The 16219-nt window shown below is 66.6% G+C and carries 16 protein-coding genes and 1 tRNA gene; 11 read left to right on the top strand and 6 right to left on the bottom strand.

Annotated features, from left to right (window positions below):
• Positions 1 to 18: 18 nt before the first annotated feature.
• From AC07UK_RS05875 to AC07UK_RS05850, 6 genes are all read left to right on the top strand, one after another.
• Positions 19 to 510, top strand: coding sequence for a lecithin retinol acyltransferase family protein (locus tag AC07UK_RS05875; protein ID WP_494685941.1), 492 nt, complete (start codon positions 19 to 21; stop codon positions 508 to 510).
• Positions 511 to 837: 327 nt separating this feature from the next.
• Positions 838 to 912: transfer RNA gene (locus AC07UK_RS05870), tRNA-Arg, on the top strand.
• Positions 913 to 1347: 435 nt separating this feature from the next.
• Positions 1348 to 2529, top strand: coding sequence for a glycosyltransferase family 4 protein (locus AC07UK_RS05865; protein WP_494685940.1), 1182 nt, complete (start codon positions 1348 to 1350; stop codon positions 2527 to 2529).
• An 18-nt stretch (positions 2530 to 2547) separates the two neighbouring features.
• Positions 2548 to 3273: a polysaccharide deacetylase family protein gene (locus AC07UK_RS05860; protein WP_013957474.1), complete on the top strand. Its 726-nt coding sequence runs from the start codon at positions 2548 to 2550 to the stop codon at positions 3271 to 3273.
• 56 nt (positions 3274 to 3329) lie between these two features.
• Positions 3330 to 3539: a hypothetical protein gene (locus AC07UK_RS05855; protein WP_018313432.1), complete on the top strand. Its 210-nt coding sequence runs from the start codon at positions 3330 to 3332 to the stop codon at positions 3537 to 3539.
• A gap of 37 nt (positions 3540 to 3576) precedes the next feature.
• Positions 3577 to 3813, top strand: coding sequence for a hypothetical protein (locus AC07UK_RS05850; protein WP_494685939.1), 237 nt, complete (start codon positions 3577 to 3579; stop codon positions 3811 to 3813).
• Between the two features lie 27 nt (positions 3814 to 3840).
• On the opposite strand, the gene AC07UK_RS05845 is transcribed toward AC07UK_RS05850, so the two are convergent.
• The 3 genes from AC07UK_RS05845 to AC07UK_RS05835 all read right to left on the bottom strand — a co-directional run bounded on the left by AC07UK_RS05845 (position 3841) and on the right by AC07UK_RS05835 (position 4928).
• Positions 3841 to 4212 (bottom strand): helix-turn-helix domain-containing protein, encoded by a 372-nt coding sequence (locus tag AC07UK_RS05845; RefSeq protein ID WP_494685938.1) that lies wholly within the window; start codon positions 4210 to 4212, stop codon positions 3841 to 3843.
• Positions 4213 to 4217: 5 nt separating this feature from the next.
• Entirely contained in the window at positions 4218 to 4520 is a 303-nt protein-coding gene (locus tag AC07UK_RS05840) for a type II toxin-antitoxin system HigB family toxin (RefSeq protein WP_494685937.1), read from the bottom strand.
• A gap of 75 nt (positions 4521 to 4595) precedes the next feature.
• Positions 4596 to 4928: a DMT family transporter gene (locus AC07UK_RS05835; RefSeq protein ID WP_010813574.1), complete on the bottom strand. Its 333-nt coding sequence runs from the start codon at positions 4926 to 4928 to the stop codon at positions 4596 to 4598.
• 265 nt (positions 4929 to 5193) lie between these two features.
• On the opposite strand from AC07UK_RS05835, the gene AC07UK_RS05830 reads away from it, so the two are divergent.
• Positions 5194 to 5703, top strand: a complete 510-nt coding sequence (locus AC07UK_RS05830; RefSeq protein ID WP_494685936.1) for a hypothetical protein — start codon at positions 5194 to 5196, stop codon at positions 5701 to 5703.
• 17 nt (positions 5704 to 5720) lie between these two features.
• Here AC07UK_RS05830 and AC07UK_RS05825 read toward each other — a convergent pair whose 3' ends face one another.
• A complete protein-coding gene (locus AC07UK_RS05825) occupies positions 5721 to 6899 on the bottom strand; it encodes a benzoate/H(+) symporter BenE family transporter (RefSeq protein WP_494685935.1) in 1179 nt (392 codons plus the stop codon).
• A 337-nt stretch (positions 6900 to 7236) separates the two neighbouring features.
• On the opposite strand from AC07UK_RS05825, the gene AC07UK_RS05820 reads away from it, so the two are divergent.
• Entirely contained in the window at positions 7237 to 9168 is a 1932-nt protein-coding gene (locus tag AC07UK_RS05820) for an ATP-binding cassette domain-containing protein (RefSeq protein WP_436222274.1), read from the top strand.
• Positions 9169 to 9181: 13 nt separating this feature from the next.
• On the opposite strand, the gene AC07UK_RS05815 is transcribed toward AC07UK_RS05820, so the two are convergent.
• Both AC07UK_RS05815 and AC07UK_RS05810 read right to left on the bottom strand, forming a co-directional pair.
• Positions 9182 to 9325, bottom strand: coding sequence for a hypothetical protein (locus AC07UK_RS05815; protein WP_153953659.1), 144 nt, complete (start codon positions 9323 to 9325; stop codon positions 9182 to 9184).
• Positions 9322 to 10533, bottom strand: a complete 1212-nt coding sequence (locus tag AC07UK_RS05810; protein ID WP_114131774.1) for an MFS transporter — start codon at positions 10531 to 10533, stop codon at positions 9322 to 9324. The genes AC07UK_RS05815 and AC07UK_RS05810 overlap by 4 nt, the downstream gene beginning before the upstream one ends.
• Positions 10534 to 10888: 355 nt before the next feature.
• Between AC07UK_RS05810 and AC07UK_RS05805 the strand changes: the two genes are divergently transcribed.
• From AC07UK_RS05805 to parC, 3 genes are all read left to right on the top strand, one after another.
• Positions 10889 to 12892 (top strand): DNA topoisomerase IV subunit B, encoded by a 2004-nt coding sequence (locus AC07UK_RS05805; protein WP_494685934.1) that lies wholly within the window; start codon positions 10889 to 10891, stop codon positions 12890 to 12892.
• A gap of 115 nt (positions 12893 to 13007) precedes the next feature.
• Positions 13008 to 13805 carry a lytic transglycosylase domain-containing protein gene (locus AC07UK_RS05800; protein WP_436222271.1) on the top strand — a complete coding sequence of 266 codons (798 nt, stop codon included), beginning with the start codon at positions 13008 to 13010 and terminating at the stop codon, positions 13803 to 13805.
• A 72-nt stretch (positions 13806 to 13877) separates the two neighbouring features.
• Positions 13878 to 16217 (top strand): DNA topoisomerase IV subunit A, encoded by a 2340-nt coding sequence (gene parC, locus AC07UK_RS05795; RefSeq protein ID WP_494685933.1) that lies wholly within the window; start codon positions 13878 to 13880, stop codon positions 16215 to 16217.
• Positions 16218 to 16219 lie beyond the last annotated feature (2 nt).

Below are 16219 nucleotides of genomic sequence, written 5' to 3'. Positions count from 1 at the left end.
GACAGACCGAGGCCAGCCATGAACATCCAGGAACAACAAGAACGCGCTACCGGCGGCGACGATCGTTTCGCCGACCCGCTGCCGCTCGGCGCCCACCTGGTCACCGAACGCCACGGCTACGCCCATCATGGGATCTATGCCGGCGCCGGCCGCGTCATCCACTACGCCGGCTTCGCCCGCTCCCTGCAAGCCGCGCCGGTTGAAGAAACTACCCTCGAATCGTTCGCCGCCGGTTTCGGCATCGCCGTCAGGCCGGAACCCTGCGCCCGCTTCGCCGGCCGCCAGGCCGTCGAACGCGCCCGTTCCCGCGTGGGCGAAAACGCCTACCACTTGCTGACCAACAACTGTGAGCATTTCTGCTCCTGGTGCCTGTCCGGCGAAAGCCGCAGCGAGCAAGTGGAAACATGCATGCGCCGCCCGCGCGCCGCGCTGCATATCGGCTGGCTGCTGCTGGGCGCGCTGCTGCAAGCCCAACTGGGCGGCCTGAACCTGGGCCTGAGCCTCGCCTGAAGCGCGCGGCCATCACCGAATCAAGGAGACTGCCATGTCCGGACTGATCGACTGGGAACTGCGTTGCAACCTGCGCGGACAAGCCTGCCACCGCAGTTGCGCCACTGCCGCCGCCAGTTGCGCCCGCGGCCGCCACCGGCCGGGGCGCCGCGCCATGCGCCATGCCGGCCGGCCGACGCGCCTGCCATCGTCCGGCCGCCTTGCCGGGCGAGGCCGCCGGGACGGGTCCACCCCCGCCGGCGAGCCAGGCGGGTGCGGATTTTGATATACTCCGGGCCGTCTCCAGGATCACCGCGCTCGCGGCTCCCGATCCTGACAGTCCTGTCCCTCGCCGTAGTTCAATGGATAGAACGAGCGCCTCCTAAGCGCTAGATACAGGTTCGATTCCTGTCGGCGGGACCACAGCCAGGGCTTTCCCCCAAACCCCTCGAACACGGCAGCCCAAGCTCCCGATCTTTGCCAGGCGGTTCCGTTTTTTCCCGCGACATACCGCCGTACAAGATCTGGGGCCGACCTGCGCGAAGCGCAAGCTGATAGCGCTCCCCTTCGCGGCCGGTATCTGCCGCCCGCTGCCTTGACAGACGCTGTCAACGAGAAGCATTCTCAACACGTTACGGAATCTTACGACAGTGGCACGATCGATAGCTGTGCGATGATGGCAGCTGCCGATCCCAAAGCAATGTGATGGCTAACCTGCCGCTGTTTTAGCGAATTTTTGCAGAAGAAGGCGGAAAATGTGAGCCAAAGCGGGCCCGCCCGCCGGGGGCTTCGGGCGAACCCTCATGGGTGGTTCTGTAATTTGCTGTAATGATTGCGTGCTAGTCTGGCAACAAAGGAATGCCGGCGGTGGAGAAAGAATTGCGAGTGCTGTTCACGAACTTCCACCGTGGAAACGGTGGGGGGCACGATACGTATGTCATCAACCTGCTGGCAGGTTTGGCGCCGTCGCATGAAGTGACGGTGGCGGCGCCGCGGACCAGCCGTCTGTTCCGGCTCGCCAGCGGCCGCGCAGGCGTCGAGGTGGCGGCGGTCGACTACGCGCCACGAGGCCTGCGCTGGCTGCGCGAGTTGTGGGCGCTCTGGCGGCTCATCACCCTTGGGCGCTTCGATATCATCCATGTCAACGGTTCTGCCGACCACAAGCTGGTCATGCTCGTGCGCCTTGTTGCCTTGCGCCGGCCGCGCGTCGTCTATACAAAGCACAATGATCACCGCAGCAACAGTGTCGGCAACTGGCTGCGCGCGTGGCTTGGTACCCACCATGTGATTGCGGTCAGCGACTATGTCGCCCGGAAGCTGCGTACCTCCCCGTACAGCCGTGTGCCGGTGACCACCGTGTCCCATGGCATCGACATGGGTCATTTTGCACCGCCGGCGCCGGCGGAGGCCGATGCGCTGCGCGCGCGATACTTCGGTGCCGGCTCGGCATGCACGGTCTTCGTCAGTACCGCGGGTACCCGCTACGAGAAGGGCTGGACGGACCTGCTGGAAGCCGTTGCACAATTGCCCGCCCACTTGCGTAGCGGTGTGCGCGTGATCCTGGCTGGCGAAGCGCCCTTGCCATGCATGACCGGGAAGGTCGCGGCGCTGGGACTCGGCGATCAGGTCGTTTTTACTGGCTTGCTGGATGATGTTCGCCCCACCCTGGCGGCAGGGCACACCGCCTTTGTGCTGTCGCGGAGCGAGACGTTGTCGTTTGCCTGCCGCGAAGCCATGGCGATGGGCCTGCCGGCACTGGTTTCCGATGCCGGCGGCCTGCCCGAGAACGTGACCGACGGGCAGGACGGCTGGGTGGTGCCATGCGCCAACATCGCGGCACTACGGGCGCGGCTGGAGCAAATCCTGTCGGCGCCCGAGCGGCTGGCCGAAATGGGCGAGGCTGCCCTTTCAAAGAGTCGGGCGTACTTTGGCATGGATACCTTCGTCGCCGGCACACTCGCCGTGTACCACGCGGTTCTCGAGCCGGGAGCGCGGTCTCAACCCCTGCCAGCCGCGCTGACCCAGAGCCCCAGCCAGTAAACGCGCGCTTCGCCCGTCATGTCGATCCCGATCCTGACCTATCACCAGATTGATATCGTGCCGCCCCACGGCGCGCCGTTTCGTGGCCTGACCGTCAGTCCCGCGCAGTTCCGCCAGCAGATCGCCTGGATGCGCCGGCTGGGCTATCGCGGCCTGTCGATGCGCGAACTCATGCCCTATGTTCGGGGCGAGTCTACCGGCAAAGTGTTCGGGATCACGTTTGACGACGGCTTCCGCAATGTCCACCGGCATGCGCTGCCCGTCCTGGCGGAGTTCGGCTTTAGTGCCACCAATTACTTTGTGTCCGGCCAGATCGACGGCAGCAATGTCTGGGACGCCAGCCAAGGCGTGCCGCCTGCTCCGCTGATGAACGCCGAAGAGGTGCGGGAATGGGCCCGCCTCGGCCAGGAGGTTGGCGCCCATACGGTCGACCACGTGCACCTGCCGGCATTGCCGCCGGCGGAAGCCCGCCGGCAGATTGAAACCTCCAAGGCAGCGCTGGAGGACTTGGTGGCGATGCCGGTCACGGCGTTTTGCTACCCTTATGGCGAACAGCAGGCGGTGCACCGGGAAATGGTGCGCGAGGCCGGCTACGACAACGCCACGCTGACGCAGCGCGGGCTGGCGCGTGCCGATGACAACCCTTTCGGCCTGCCGCGGGTCCATGTGCATTGCGGCACCAACCTGTTCCGCTTCCTGCAAAAATGCCTGACGCGGCATGAGGACAAGCGGCGGGGCGACTGATCTGCCGGGACAACATTCCGTTGCCCATCAATCCTCCAATCTCCGGAGAGCTCGCCATGGAACTGAAATACAAAGGCCGAGAGATTTCAATCCAGGCCAAAAAGGACGCGAGCGGCCAGTGGGACTGGTCATATGGCATCCGCGGTCACGGACACCGGCACAACACCGGGGCGCTTGCTCCTTCGGAGTCGGTGGCGATCGATAACGCCTATGCGTCCGCGAAACGGGAGATTGACCAGGCCACTTCAGGCGACGCCAACGACTGACCCTTCCTGAACTCTCACTAGACTAGTGGAGAAAGACATGGATCTCCAAGGGTTCACGTATTACCGCGGCCACTGGTATGAAGCATCGGCAACGTCCCTTGGCGTTGGCGGGCCCTGGCAAGGTGAGGTGACCATCTGCGCGAAAGCGGCAGATGGAGCGCCACTCAAAGTCTTCGATCACCATCATGTTCCGGGCCAGTTCTTCAGCGAAGGCGAGGCATGGCAGCATGCCTCGGACTGGGCCAGGACGCAGATCGATGCGCGCTTTGGCTAGCACGCGCACCAGCCGCTGCGCCAGTGCTCACGCCGCACTGCGCTCGGCGATCAGGACGTTGGCAGGAATCTTCAGGTCACGGTGCAGCCGCCGGATCATGGCCAGACTCAGGGCGCGCTTGCCATTGAGCACTTCATATACGCGGTTGAGGTTACCCAGGTACGGTTGCATGTCGCGTGGCGTGAGGCCGGCTTGTTCCATGCGAAAGCGGATCGCGGCGATTGGATCTGGCAGATCCATCGGAAAGTGCCCGGCTTCATACCGTTCCACCAGCATGGAGAGGATTTCCAGCTTGTCGCCCTCAGGCGTGTCGGGCGCAGGGTCTGTGTCGATGAGGGCGGAGACCGCGGCCAGCGCTTCCTGGTAGTCGGCTTCGGTGTGCAGGGGGCGGATATCCATGGTGATCACTCCGTTTCCACGGTGGCGGCGTCAATGCGGTCATAGTCGAGATGGGTGCCGATGAACTTCACGTAGACGACGCCCAACCGGTATGCGACAGCGACGATAAGCCGGTACTTGTTCCCGCCGAGATTGAAGACCACGCGGTTGTTGCCAACGAAGCTGGCACTGGCGTAGCGCGCCTTGATGTCCCTAGGCGCGGTCCAGGCCGCGCAGCGGGCTTCTTCATGCCAGGCAAGCAACGGTTGCCTGGCCTCGGGGTGAAACTCGCTGAATTGCAGCAAAGACCTCTTCGCTATGATTCGCATGTGGGCAATGCTAGTCCCAAAATGGGACTGCGGCAAGAGTGGGTGGGTGTCATCCACTGCCGAGCATACCCACGATCAATGCGCGCTCGTCTTCGAAAACAGCTGAATGACGGCGACGCCGGCAATAATCAGACCAATCCCAGCACAAGCCGCCAGATCCGGCACCTGCCGGTACAGCACCACCGCGATCAGCGACACCAGCACGATGCCGGCCCCGCTCCAGATCGCATAGGCAATCCCCACCGGCACTGTCCGCATCACCAGCATCAGCAAGTAGAACGCCGCCACATAGCCGGTCACGACCAGCACGCTGGGGACCAGCCGCGTAAAGCCCTGTGACGCCTTCAGGCTGCTGGTGGCGATGACTTCGGCGACGATGGCAAGGGCGAGGAGCAGGTATCCGTTCATGGGAGCGCACAAGTGGGTGGGCCGAAATGGGCCGAAGCCGGCATCTTAGCGTCCCCGCATGTTGCGCCAAAGCCGCGTCCCTCCCTTGCGGTGGTTGTGCAAAGCGGCGATGGGGGATTGAATGTGGCTATAAAGGCAAAAACAAGCGGGCGCATGGCCGGCCCGCGGCACAAGAAAGTCCTATAAAGCAGTCGCGGTAGTTAGCCCGACCAAGCCGGCACGAATTTCACGATGCCGGCGGCGGGCAAGGGGTAAGGGGAGCGGTATGCATCACAATGGCATCGACGGCATGGCCGCCTGGACGTCTTCGCAGCCCGGGGACGGAGAGCCCGCGCCGGACGCGAATCCGTGGCAGGACACCATCGCCGCGGCGGACTACGCGCTGGAAGAGGCCTCGCGCATCCAACGCGGCGTGCAGCACAACCTGAAGCTGTTGCAGGAAGTGCGGTCGCTGCGCGAGGAGTTGCGCAAGGCCCATGCGGAGGTCGATCGCTACCGGGGCATGCATGCCCGGGTGGTGGTCAGCATGCGTCAGCTGGACGACGACCATATGGGGGAAATGAGCCGGCTCCAGGCGGCGGGCGAGATGTTGCAGGTGCGCCATCGCGTCTACAAGCTGATGGCCGAGCACTACGCGCGCGTGGCTTTGAACCTGGATCCGGAAACCTTCGCGGCCCATCGCGACCGCGTGCTGCAGCATGTCTTGTTCCAGCGCCGCAGGGGCGTGCCGCCCGACGATATCGGCTACGCAGACGTGGCTTTCCTGATGCTCTAGCGCCTGAAGGGCGATGCTCAGGCGGAGCGCTGGCGCAGCACGTGGAACGCCAGCATGCCGCCCACCACGCCCCAGAACGCAGAGCCAACACCCGCCAGGGTCATGCCGGACGCCGTGATCATGAAGGTCAGCAGCGCGGCTTCGCGCTCGGCCGGGATTTGCATGGCCACGGTCAGGCCGTTGGCGATCGAGCCCATCAGCGCGAACGCGGTCACGCCCACCACCAGCGCTTGTGGAAAGGCCGCAAACAGCGCCGCGATGCTGGCGGCCAGCGTGCCCGCGACCAGGTAGCCAACGCCGCAGACCACGGCCGCGGTATAGCGGCGGTTGCGGTCGGGGTCGGCCTGCGGGCCGGTGCAGATGGCGGCGGTGATCGCCGCCAGGTTGACGCCGTGCGAGCCGAACGGCGCCAGCACGGCCGAGGTCAGGCCGGTGATCGAGATCAGGCGCGAGGCCGGCACGTGGTAGCCGTCGGCTTGCAGCACGGCCAGCCCGGGGATGTTCTGCGAGGCCAGCGCCACGATAAACAGCGGAACCGCCATGCTGACCAAGGCCGACAACGAGAACGCCGGCGTGGTCCATACCGGCACCGCCAACGCGAGCCGCACGCCCGAGAAATCTAGCTGGCCGAGCACGCCGGCGATCACCGCCCCGGTCAGCAGCACCCCTGGCACCGCATAGGCCGGCCACAGCCGCCGCCCGAGCAGGTAGGCGGCGAACATCGCCAGCAGCAGCACGGTCTGGTGCTGCGCCTGCACGAACACATCCACGCTGATGCGGAACAGGATGCCGGCCAGCAGGGCTGAGGCGATGCTGGCGGGCAGGGCGCGCATCAGCTTGTCGAACCAGCCGGTCATGCCGGCCGCGGCCATCATCAGCCCGGCCAGCAGGAAGGCGCCGATGGCTTCCGCGTAGGGCACGCCGGGCAGGCTGGCGATCAGCAGCGCGGCGCCGGGAGTGGACCAGGCCACCACGATCGGCACGCGCAGCGCCAGCGACAGGCCGATGGTGGTGATCCCCATGCCCATCGACAGCGCCCAGATCCAGGACGAGATCTGGGCATCGGTCAGGTGGGCGGCCTGGCCGGCCTGGATCATCAGCACCAGCGAACTGGTATAGCCGGTAAGCGTGGCGACCAGCCCGGCGACGAGCGCGGACACGGACAGGTCGGAGAATTTCAGTGAAGCGGTGGTCATCGGAAGGGACGGCGGCAGGCCATTGGCACGGCCGACATCTTCGCATGAGTGCCTTGGCCGTACCTATTTGCCGCGGCGGCATCCCGAAATCGCGGTTGACGGGGCTTTCCCTTACGGACTTTTCCGACTGGAGCGGGCACGGGGGCGTTGTTATGCTGGCTTCGTGCCTTGCGAGCAGGGCACCGAGGAGAGACTCTTGGGCCCGCAGTGCGCGGGCCCTTCTTTTTTGGGGCCAGCCTTGGCCCGGCCCCGGTCGTCTACAATGCGGGCTGCCGTGCCACGCCAGCCCTTGCTGCCAGGCCGTCCCTCCTTTCTCTCGTCGTCTTGTCTTTCTCCCATGGCCCTGTTTTCCATTACCGACGCCCAGCTTGCCTTCGGGCACGTGGCCCTGCTCGATCACACCGATTTTTCGCTGGAGGCCGGCGAGCGCGTGGGTTTGATCGGGCGCAACGGCTCGGGCAAGTCCTCGCTGCTGAAGATCGTGGCGGGGCTGTCGGCGCCGGACGATGGGCTGATCGCGCGCCAGAGCGGCGTGACCAGCGCCTACGTGCCGCAGGAGCCGCAGTTCGAGGCGGGCATCACCGTGTTCGATGCCGTCTCCCAGGGCATGGGCGATGCGCACGACCTGCTGGTGCGCTACGAGGCCGCCGCCGACCGCGTGGCCGAGAACCATGACGACGAAGCCGCGCTGGCCGAATTGCACCGGCTGCAGTCCGAGCTGGACGCCGCCGGCGCCTGGCAGCTGCGCACCCGCGTCGAAACCACGCTGGCACGGCTTGGGCTGGATTCGCACACGCGCGTCGAGGCACTGTCCGGCGGCCTGCAGAAACGCGTGGCGCTAGCGCAGGCGCTGGTGGCCGAGCCCGACATCCTGCTGCTGGACGAGCCCACCAACCACCTCGATGTGGAAGCGATCCGCTGGCTGGAAGACCTGCTGCTGGGCTTCCGCGGCAGCGTGCTGCTGATCACCCACGACCGCGCCTTCCTGGACCGCGTCGCGACCCGCATCATCGAACTGGACCGTGGCCGGCTGGTGTCCTTCCCCGGCAACTTCGCCGCCTACCAGGCGCGCAAGGAAGAGATGCTGGCGGCCGAGCAGGTCGAGCAGGCCAAGTTCGACAAGCTGCTGGCGCAGGAGGAAGTGTGGATCCGCAAGGGGGTGGAGGCGCGCCGCACGCGCAGCGTGTCGCGCATCCAGCGGCTGGTGGCGATGCGCAATGAGCGCGCCGCGCGGCGCGAGGTACAAGGCAACGTCAAGCTGGAAGTGTCGCAGGCCGACCGCTCCGGCAAGATCGTGTCGGAGCTGACCGGCGTCAGCAAGGCCTATGGCGACAAGGTGGTGGTGCGCGACTTCACCGCCACCATCATGCGCGGCGACAAGGTCGGCCTGATCGGCCCCAACGGCGCCGGCAAGACCACGCTGCTGCGGCTGATCCTGGGCGAACTGGCGCCGGACAGCGGCACCGTGCGCAATGGCAGCAACCTGCAGGTGGCGTACTTCGACCAGATGCGCACCGCGCTGGACCTGGAGCGCTCGCTGGCCGACACCATCAGCCCGGGCAGCGACTGGGTCGAGGTCAACGGCCAACGCAAGCATGTGATGAGCTACCTGGGCGACTTCCTGTTCGCGCCGGAACGCGCGCGCTCGCCGGTCAAGTCGCTGTCTGGCGGCGAGCGCAACCGGCTGCTGCTGGCGCGCCTGTTTGCGCGCCCGGCCAATGTGCTGGTGCTGGACGAGCCCACCAACGATCTTGATATTGACACGCTGGAACTGCTGGAAGAACTGCTGCAGGACTACAGCGGCACCGTGTTCCTGGTCTCGCACGACCGCGCCTTCCTGGACAACGTGGTGACCTCGACCCTGGCCGCCGAGGGCGACGGCGTGTGGCGCGAGTCGGTAGGCGGGTACTCAGACTGGGTCGAGCAGTCGGCCCGCAGCGCCGCGCTGCAGGTCGCGCGCAAGCCGGAGCAGAAGGCGGCGGAGCCGGTAAAGGGCAAGGACTCGCGCGAGGCGCGCGGCGCCAACCGGACCGTCAAGCTGTCGTACAAGGAGCAGCGCGAGCTGGACGGCCTGCCGGAGCGCATTGCCGCGCTGGAAACGGAGCAGAAGGCGATCTCGGCGCAGCTGGAAGACGGTTCGCTCTATGTCAGCGATGCGCCCAAGGCCGTGCAGCTGGGCACCCGGCACGACGAGATCGAGATGGAACTGCTGGAAGCGCTGGAGCGCTGGGAAGTGCTGGAAGCGAAGTCAAAGGGCGAGGGCGTGTGAGCGCCTGGCTGCGTCACCCGCACCACGCCAATACCATATTGGTCAGATCGACCATAAAACCCGGCCGCAGGTAGCCCACGAACCCCAGCGCCAGCAGCCCGGCCAGCACCGCCAGCCCGGCTGCCTTCGCCACGCGGACGCGGGCCGCTGTCATCATGCCGCCGCCGGCTGCGCGCGCACCAGCGCCTGCTCGCGGATCGGCAGGTTCACCAGCGCGGCCACCACGCCCAGCGCGATCGAGATCAGCCACACCGTGTTGTAGCCGCCGGTGCGATCATAGAGGTAGCCGCCCAGCCAGGCCCCCAGGAAGCTGCCGATCTGGTGCGAGAAGAACACCACGCCCGACAGCATCGACAGGTATTTCACGCCGAACACCTGGGCGATGATGCCGTTGGTCAGCGGCACCGTGGACAGCCACAGGAAGCCCATCAGCGCGGCGAACACCCAGGTGCTGGCCACCGTCAGCGGCAGCAGCAGGTAGCCGGCGATCACCACCGAGCGCGTCACGTAGATGGCGGACAGCAGGTAGCGCTTGGGCAGGCGCTGGCCCAGCGCGCCGGCGGTATAGGTGCCGAACACATTGAACAGCCCGATCAGCGCCAGCGCCACGACGGCGACTTTCGGGTCGGTCAGGCCCTGGTCCTTCAGGTACGGTGCCAGGTGCACGCCGATAAACACCACCTGGAAGCCGCACACGAAGTAGCCCAGCGTCAGCAGCTGGAAGTTGCGGTTGCCGAAGGCTTCGTGCACGGCCTGGCCGATGGTCTGGTGGTGGCCGCCGGTGTGGGCCGCTTCGCGCGGCTCGCGCAGCGTCAGCGCCAGCGGCAGCATCACGCAGGCCATCAGCGCCATCACGTACAGCGCGTTCTGCCAGCCCAGGCCGGAGATCAGGCTCTGTTCCACCGGAATCATCAGGAACTGGCCGAACGAGCCGGCGGCGGCGGCGATGCCCATGGCCCAGACCCGCTTCTCGGGGCTGGCCACGCGGCCGATCACGCCGTAGACGATGCTGTAGGTGGTGCCGGACTGGGCGATGCCGATCATCACGCCGGCACCGGTGGCAAAGGCGGTGCCGCTGGTGGCCAGTGCCATCACCACCAGCCCGGCCACGTACAGCGCCACACCGACCAGCATGATGCGCAGCGCGCCGAACTTGTCGGCCAGCGCCCCGGCAAAGGGCTGGCTGGCGCCCCACATCAGGTTCTGCAGCGCCAGGGCAAAGGCGAAGGTCTCGCGGTTCCAGCCGTGGGCCTGCGTGATCGGCAGGTTGAACAGGCCGAAGCCGTGCCGGATGCCCATCGAAAGCGTGACCAGCAGCCCACCGCACACGAGGACGGTGGTCAGGGAGAGTTGTCGGTTCTGCATGTCTTGGCTCGGTGTGCGGCAGTCCCGCCGGGTAGGGCGGCGCCGACAGGGATTGTGTGCTTGTTATTGTCCGTGCCGGGATGGCAATCAGGCTTGCCGGGGCCGGGTGGTGGCGAGTTTACTCCGGCTCGGGAAAACGCGTACTGCGCTGCCCGCGAGGCCGGCCGGGTTGGGGCGCCCTGGCAAAAAGTGGCGGCGGCCCGGCAAAGCAGCGCCGGCGCGGGCTGGCAGGGTGAGCGTCTTTTTGGCGGGATTGCCGTCGCCCGCTTCCATTACAATGCAGTGCCCGGTGCCCCGGCGCGTGCACAGTTGTGCGCCTCGTGGCAGCCGGGACCATCACTTTCGTAGCGACTCCATGGCGAGCAAAACCAGTCAGTACAGCGAATCTTCCATCCGGGTCCTGAAGGGCCTGGAGCCGGTCAAGCAGCGTCCCGGCATGTACACCCGGACCGACAACCCCCTGCATATCGTGCAGGAGGTGATCGACAACGCCTCGGACGAGGCCCTCGGCGGCCACGGCTCCGAGATCCTGGTGACCCTGCATCGCGACGGCAGCCTCAGCGTGGAGGATGACGGCCGCGGCATCCCGGTGGGCATCCACCCGGAAGAAGGCGTGCCGGTGGTCGAGATCGTCTTCACCCGGCTGCACGCCGGCGGCAAGTTCGACAAGGGCAAGGGTGGTGCCTATGCCTTCTCGGGCGGCCTGCACGGCGTGGGCGTGTCGGTGACCAATGCCTTGTCGACGCAGATGGACGTGACCGTGTGGCGCGACAGCATGTGCTCGACGCTGACCTTCTCCGGCGGCGACGTGACCGTGCCGCTGGCCTCGCGCAAGATCGAGCGTGGCGAGAAGAAAAGCGGCACCCGCGTGCAGGTGTGGCCGGATGCCAAGTATTTCGACTCGGCCGCGATCCCGCTGGCCGAGCTGCAACGCCTGCTGCGCAGCAAGGCGGTGCTGCTGCCGGGCGTCAAGGTCACGCTGGTGACCGAGAAGACCGGCGAGCGCCAGACCTGGCAGTACGACCAGGGCCTGAAGGGCTACCTGGTCGAGGCGCTGGCGCAGGGCAGCGCTCAGGGGCCAGATCGCGAGCTGGTGATCCCGATGTTCGAGGGCGAGCATTTCGCCGACCCCGACGCCAATCCCGGCGAAGAAGGCTTTGCCGACGGCGAGGGCGCCTCCTGGGTGGTGGCATGGACCGAAGACGGCGCGCCGGTGCGCGAGTCCTACGTCAACCTGATCCCGACGCCGGCCGGTGGCACGCATGAATCCGGCCTGCGCGAAGGGCTGTTCCAGGCGGTCAAGAGCTTTATCGAGATGCATGCGCTGCAGCCCAAGGGCGTCAAGCTGATGAGCGAAGACGTGTTTGCGCGCGCCTCGTTCGTGCTCTCGGCCAAGGTGCTGGACCCGCAGTTCCAGGGCCAGATCAAGGAACGCCTGAACAGCCGCGACGCGGTGCGGCTGGTGTCCACTTTCAGCCGCCCGGCGCTGGAGCTGTGGCTGAACCACCATGTCGAGTACGGCAAGAAGCTGGCCGAGCTGGTGATCCGCCAGGCCCAGGCGCGCACGCGCGCGGCGCAGAAGGTCGAGAAGAAAAAGGGCTCCGGCGTGGCCGTGCTGCCCGGCAAGCTGACCGACTGCGAGTCCACCGACGTGACCCGCAACGAACTGTTCCTGGTCGAGGGCGACTCCGCCGGCGGCTCGGCCAAGATGGGCCGCGACAAGGAATTCCAGGCCATCCTGCCGCTGCGCGGCAAGGTGCTCAACACCTGGGAGACCGAGCGCGACCGCCTCTTTGCCAACAACGAAGTGCACGACATCGCGGTGGCGATCGGCGTGGACCCGCACGGCGCCAACGACGAGCCCGACCTGTCCAACCTGCGCTACGGCAAGATCTGCATCCTGTCCGACGCGGACGTGGACGGCGCGCATATCCAGGTGCTGCTGCTGACGTTGTTCTTCCGGCACTTCCCCAAGCTGATCGATACCGGCAACGTCTGTGTGGCGCGTCCGCCGCTGTTCCGCGTCGACGCGCCCGCGCGCGGCAAGAAGCCGGCGCAGAAGCTGTACGCGCTGGACGAAGGCGAGCTGCTGGCGATCCAGGACAAGCTGCTCAAGGATGGCGTCAAGGAGAACTCGTGGCAGATTTCCCGCTTCAAGGGCCTGGGCGAAATGAGCGCCGAGCAGCTCTGGGAAACCACCATGAACCCCGACACGCGGCGCTTGCTGCCCGTGTCGCTGGGCGAATTCGACCTGCCGCAGACCGTCGAGATGATGAATATGCTGATGGGCAAGGGCGAGGCCGCGCAACGCCGCAGCTGGCTGGAAGAGAAGGGCAACGAGGTCGAGGCCGATATCTGAGGGAAGTGAGCGGCACCTGGACGGTAAGCGTCGGCCGGGGATTGGGTAGATAATCCCCAGTCTCCCTGGCCGTCATTCCCGATGGTCGCCAACTGACAGCAATCCGGAACGCACGATGACGAAGAGAACTCCCGGCAAACCATGGCGCAAGGCGGCGGCAGCCGTCGTGGCGCTGGCCGGGCTCGCCTTCGTGCCGGCGGCGCATGCCGAGCTGTGGGGCTTTATCGATGACGACGGCGTGGCGCACTTTGCCGACCAGAAGCTCGATGCGCGCTACAAGCTGTTCATGAAGGACGGTGGCAAGCTGGATACCGGGCGCCTGGCGGCGCGGCAGTCGCAGGCGGCCGCTGGCGCGGACATCGACCTGGAGCAGCACAAGCTGTACCGCTACGTCGTCAACCATCCCAATATCAAGACCGTCGAGCCGCTGATCCACCAGATCGCCGGCAAGCAGGACGTCGACCCGGCGCTGGTCAAGGCGGTGATGGCGGTGGAGTCGGGTTTCAACCCGGGCGCGGTGTCGCCCAAGGGCGCGATCGGCCTGATGCAGGTGATCCCCGACACCGGCGCGCGCTTCGGCGTGAGCGCCGATGCGCGCCGCACCGTCGAGCAGAAGCTGGCCGATCCACGCACCAATATCACCGCGGGCGTGCGCTACCTGAGCTGGCTGATGCAGCTGTTCCCGAACAACCTGGAGCTGGTGCTGGCTGCCTATAACGCCGGCGAGGGCGCGGTGCAGCGTTACAACAACCGCATTCCGCCTTACCCGGAGACCCGGCAGTATGTCAGCACCGTGCTGCAGTTTTACCGGCTGTACCAGCCGCAGCAGGGCGCGGTGCTCAAGCGCGCCAGCGCCAGCGCGGACGGCCCGCGCGTGAAGATGGTCATCGGCGGGCGTCGCCCCATGCCCTGACCGGCATACCCGAACAACAAGCAACCCGGCGCGCCGGCAGTTCAACGTGGCGCGCCGAATTCTTGCCTACCCATGGAACAACAAGACATCACGTTTCAACCTGAAGAGCCGGCCGATTCGCTGACGCTGGCGCGCTACGCCGAGCGCGCCTACCTTGACTACGCCGTCAGCGTGGTCAAGGGCCGCGCGCTGCCCGAGGTGGCCGACGGCCAGAAGCCGGTGCAGCGGCGCATCCTGTTCTCGATGCATGAGATGGGCCTGCGCGCCGACGCCAAGCCGGTCAAGTCCGCGCGCGTGGTCGGCGATGTGCTGGGCAAGTTCCACCCGCATGGCGACCAGTCCGCCTATGACGCGCTGGTGCGCCTGGCGCAGGACTTCTCGCTGCGCTACCCGCTGATCGACGGCCAGGGCAACTTCGGCTCGCGCGATGGCGACGGCGCGGCGGCGATGCGCTACACCGAAGCGCGCCTGACGCCGATCTCGCGGCTGCTGCTCGATGAGATCGACGAAGGCACGGTCGATTTCGCGCCCAACTACGACGGCTCGATGCAGGAGCCCAGGCTGCTGCCGGCGCGGCTGCCGTTCGTCCTGCTCAACGGCGCCTCGGGCATCGCGGTGGGCATGGCGACCGAGGTCCCGCCGCACAACCTGCGCGAAGTCGCCGCGGCCACCGTGGCGATGATCCGCAATCCCAATATCACGCTGGCCGAGCTGCTGGCGCTGATGCCGGGCCCGGACTATCCGGGCGGCGGCCAGATCATCTCGCCGGCGTCCGATATCGCCCAGATCTACGAGGGCGGCCGCGGCAGCCTGAAGGTGCGCGCGCGCTGGACCATCGAGGAGATGGCGCGCGGCCAGTGGCAGCTGGTGGTGACCGAGCTGCCACCGAGCACCTCGGCGCAGAAGGTGCTGGAAGAGATCGAGGAAATCACCAACCCCAAGATCAAGACCGGCAAGAAGGCGCTGACGCAGGACCAGCAGCAGCTCAAGGCCACCGTACTGGCAGTGCTGGATGCGGTGCGCGATGAATCCGGCAAGGATGCGCCGGTGCGGCTGGTGTTCGAGCCCAAGAGCAAGAACGTCGGCCAGCAGGAGTTCATCCATACGCTGCTGGCGCATACCAGCCTGGAATCCGGCGCGCCGATCAACCTGGTCATGATCGGCACCGACGGGCGCCCGCGGCAGAAGGGCCTGCGCGAGATCCTGTCGGAGTGGATCGCGTTCCGCTTCGACACCGTCACGCGCCGCACGCGCCACCGCCTGGGCAAGGTCGAGGACCGCATCCATATCCTCGAAGGCCGGATGCTGGTGCTGCTCAATATCGACGAGGTGATCCGCATCATCCGCGAGAGCGACGAGCCCAAGCCGGCCCTGATCGAGGCCTTCGGCCTGAGCGACCGCCAGGCCGAGGACATCCTGGAAATCCGCCTGCGCCAGCTGGCGCGCCTGGAAGCGATCCGCATCGAGAAGGAACTGAAGGAGCTGCGCGAGGAGCAGGCCGACCTGGACGTGCTGCTCAAGTCCGAGACCATGATGCGCCGCCGCATCATCAAGGAGATCGAGACCGACGCCAAGCAGTACAGCCCGGAAGACAAGGACCCGCGCCGCACCCTGATCCAGGAAGAACGCCGCGCCGCGGCCGAAGTGCGCGTGGTCGACGAACCGGTGACGGTGGTGATGTCGCAGAAGGGCTGGGTGCGTACGCGCCAGGGCCATGGCCACGATGCGCAGCAGTTCACCTTCAAGGCCGGCGACGCGCTCTACGGCACCTTCGAATGCCGCACCGTCGACGTGCTGCTGGCCTTCGGCACCAACGGCCGGGTTTATTCCGTGCCGGTCGCCAGCCTGCCTGGCGGGCGCGGCGATGGGGTGCCCATCACCACGCTGATCGAGCTGCAGTCCGGCAGCCAGGTCGCGCATACCTTCGCGGGCGCTGCCGAGCAGCGCATGCTGATTGCCACCGCGGGCGGCAATGGCTTCCAGACCAAGGTGGGCGACATGATCAGCCGGCAGAAGGGCGGCAAGTCGTTCCTGACGCTCGATAACGGCGACACGCCGCTGGTGCCGGCGCCGCTGGGCGACGAGGCGACGCATGCGGCCTGCCTGTCCGGCAACGGCCGCCTGCTGCTGGTGGCGCTCGATGAAGTGAAGGTGCTGTCCGCCGGCGGGCGCGGCGTGATCCTGATGGAGCTGGAGCCCAAGGAGAAGCTGCTGCAGGCAGTGGGCGTCGGCGCGCCGGGGCTGATGCTTTCGGGCGCTGGGCGCGGCGGCAAGCCGACTTCGCAGAAGCTGGCAGGCGTGGCCTTGCAGGCCTACGTGGGCAAGCGCGCGCGCAAGGGCAAGGCCATCGAGGCCAAGCTCAAGGAGCCGCGCATCGATCCGGTGCGCGTGGAGCCGCCGGCCGGCAACTGAGT

This window comes from Cupriavidus sp. GW821-FHT07C08 (assembly GCF_059419025.1).
This window is presented reverse-complemented; position numbering and strand designations above follow the sequence as displayed.

What these genes read in the sequence shown, in the direction of transcription:
- AC07UK_RS05815 (WP_153953659.1), bottom strand. Translation starts at nt 9,325, where the DNA reads ATGATGACAGCGGCCCGCGTCCGCGTGGCGAAGGCAGCCGGGCTGGCG.
- AC07UK_RS05830 (WP_494685936.1), top strand. Translation starts at nt 5,194, where the DNA reads ATGCATCACAATGGCATCGACGGCATGGCCGCCTGGACGTCTTCGCAG.
- AC07UK_RS05835 (WP_010813574.1), bottom strand. Translation starts at nt 4,928, where the DNA reads ATGAACGGATACCTGCTCCTCGCCCTTGCCATCGTCGCCGAAGTCATC.
- parC (WP_494685933.1), top strand. Translation starts at nt 13,878, where the DNA reads ATGGAACAACAAGACATCACGTTTCAACCTGAAGAGCCGGCCGATTCG.
- AC07UK_RS05825 (WP_494685935.1), bottom strand. Translation starts at nt 6,899, where the DNA reads ATGACCACCGCTTCACTGAAATTCTCCGACCTGTCCGTGTCCGCGCTC.
- AC07UK_RS05800 (WP_436222271.1), top strand. Translation starts at nt 13,008, where the DNA reads ATGACGAAGAGAACTCCCGGCAAACCATGGCGCAAGGCGGCGGCAGCC.
- AC07UK_RS05810 (WP_114131774.1), bottom strand. Translation starts at nt 10,533, where the DNA reads ATGCAGAACCGACAACTCTCCCTGACCACCGTCCTCGTGTGCGGTGGG.
- AC07UK_RS05845 (WP_494685938.1), bottom strand. Translation starts at nt 4,212, where the DNA reads ATGGATATCCGCCCCCTGCACACCGAAGCCGACTACCAGGAAGCGCTG.
- AC07UK_RS05805 (WP_494685934.1), top strand. Translation starts at nt 10,889, where the DNA reads ATGGCGAGCAAAACCAGTCAGTACAGCGAATCTTCCATCCGGGTCCTG.
- AC07UK_RS05860 (WP_013957474.1), top strand. Translation starts at nt 2,548, where the DNA reads ATGTCGATCCCGATCCTGACCTATCACCAGATTGATATCGTGCCGCCC.
- AC07UK_RS05875 (WP_494685941.1), top strand. Translation starts at nt 19, where the DNA reads ATGAACATCCAGGAACAACAAGAACGCGCTACCGGCGGCGACGATCGT.
- AC07UK_RS05855 (WP_018313432.1), top strand. Translation starts at nt 3,330, where the DNA reads ATGGAACTGAAATACAAAGGCCGAGAGATTTCAATCCAGGCCAAAAAG.
- AC07UK_RS05840 (WP_494685937.1), bottom strand. Translation starts at nt 4,520, where the DNA reads ATGCGAATCATAGCGAAGAGGTCTTTGCTGCAATTCAGCGAGTTTCAC.
- AC07UK_RS05820 (WP_436222274.1), top strand. Translation starts at nt 7,237, where the DNA reads ATGGCCCTGTTTTCCATTACCGACGCCCAGCTTGCCTTCGGGCACGTG.
- AC07UK_RS05850 (WP_494685939.1), top strand. Translation starts at nt 3,577, where the DNA reads ATGGATCTCCAAGGGTTCACGTATTACCGCGGCCACTGGTATGAAGCA.
- AC07UK_RS05865 (WP_494685940.1), top strand. Translation starts at nt 1,348, where the DNA reads ATGCCGGCGGTGGAGAAAGAATTGCGAGTGCTGTTCACGAACTTCCAC.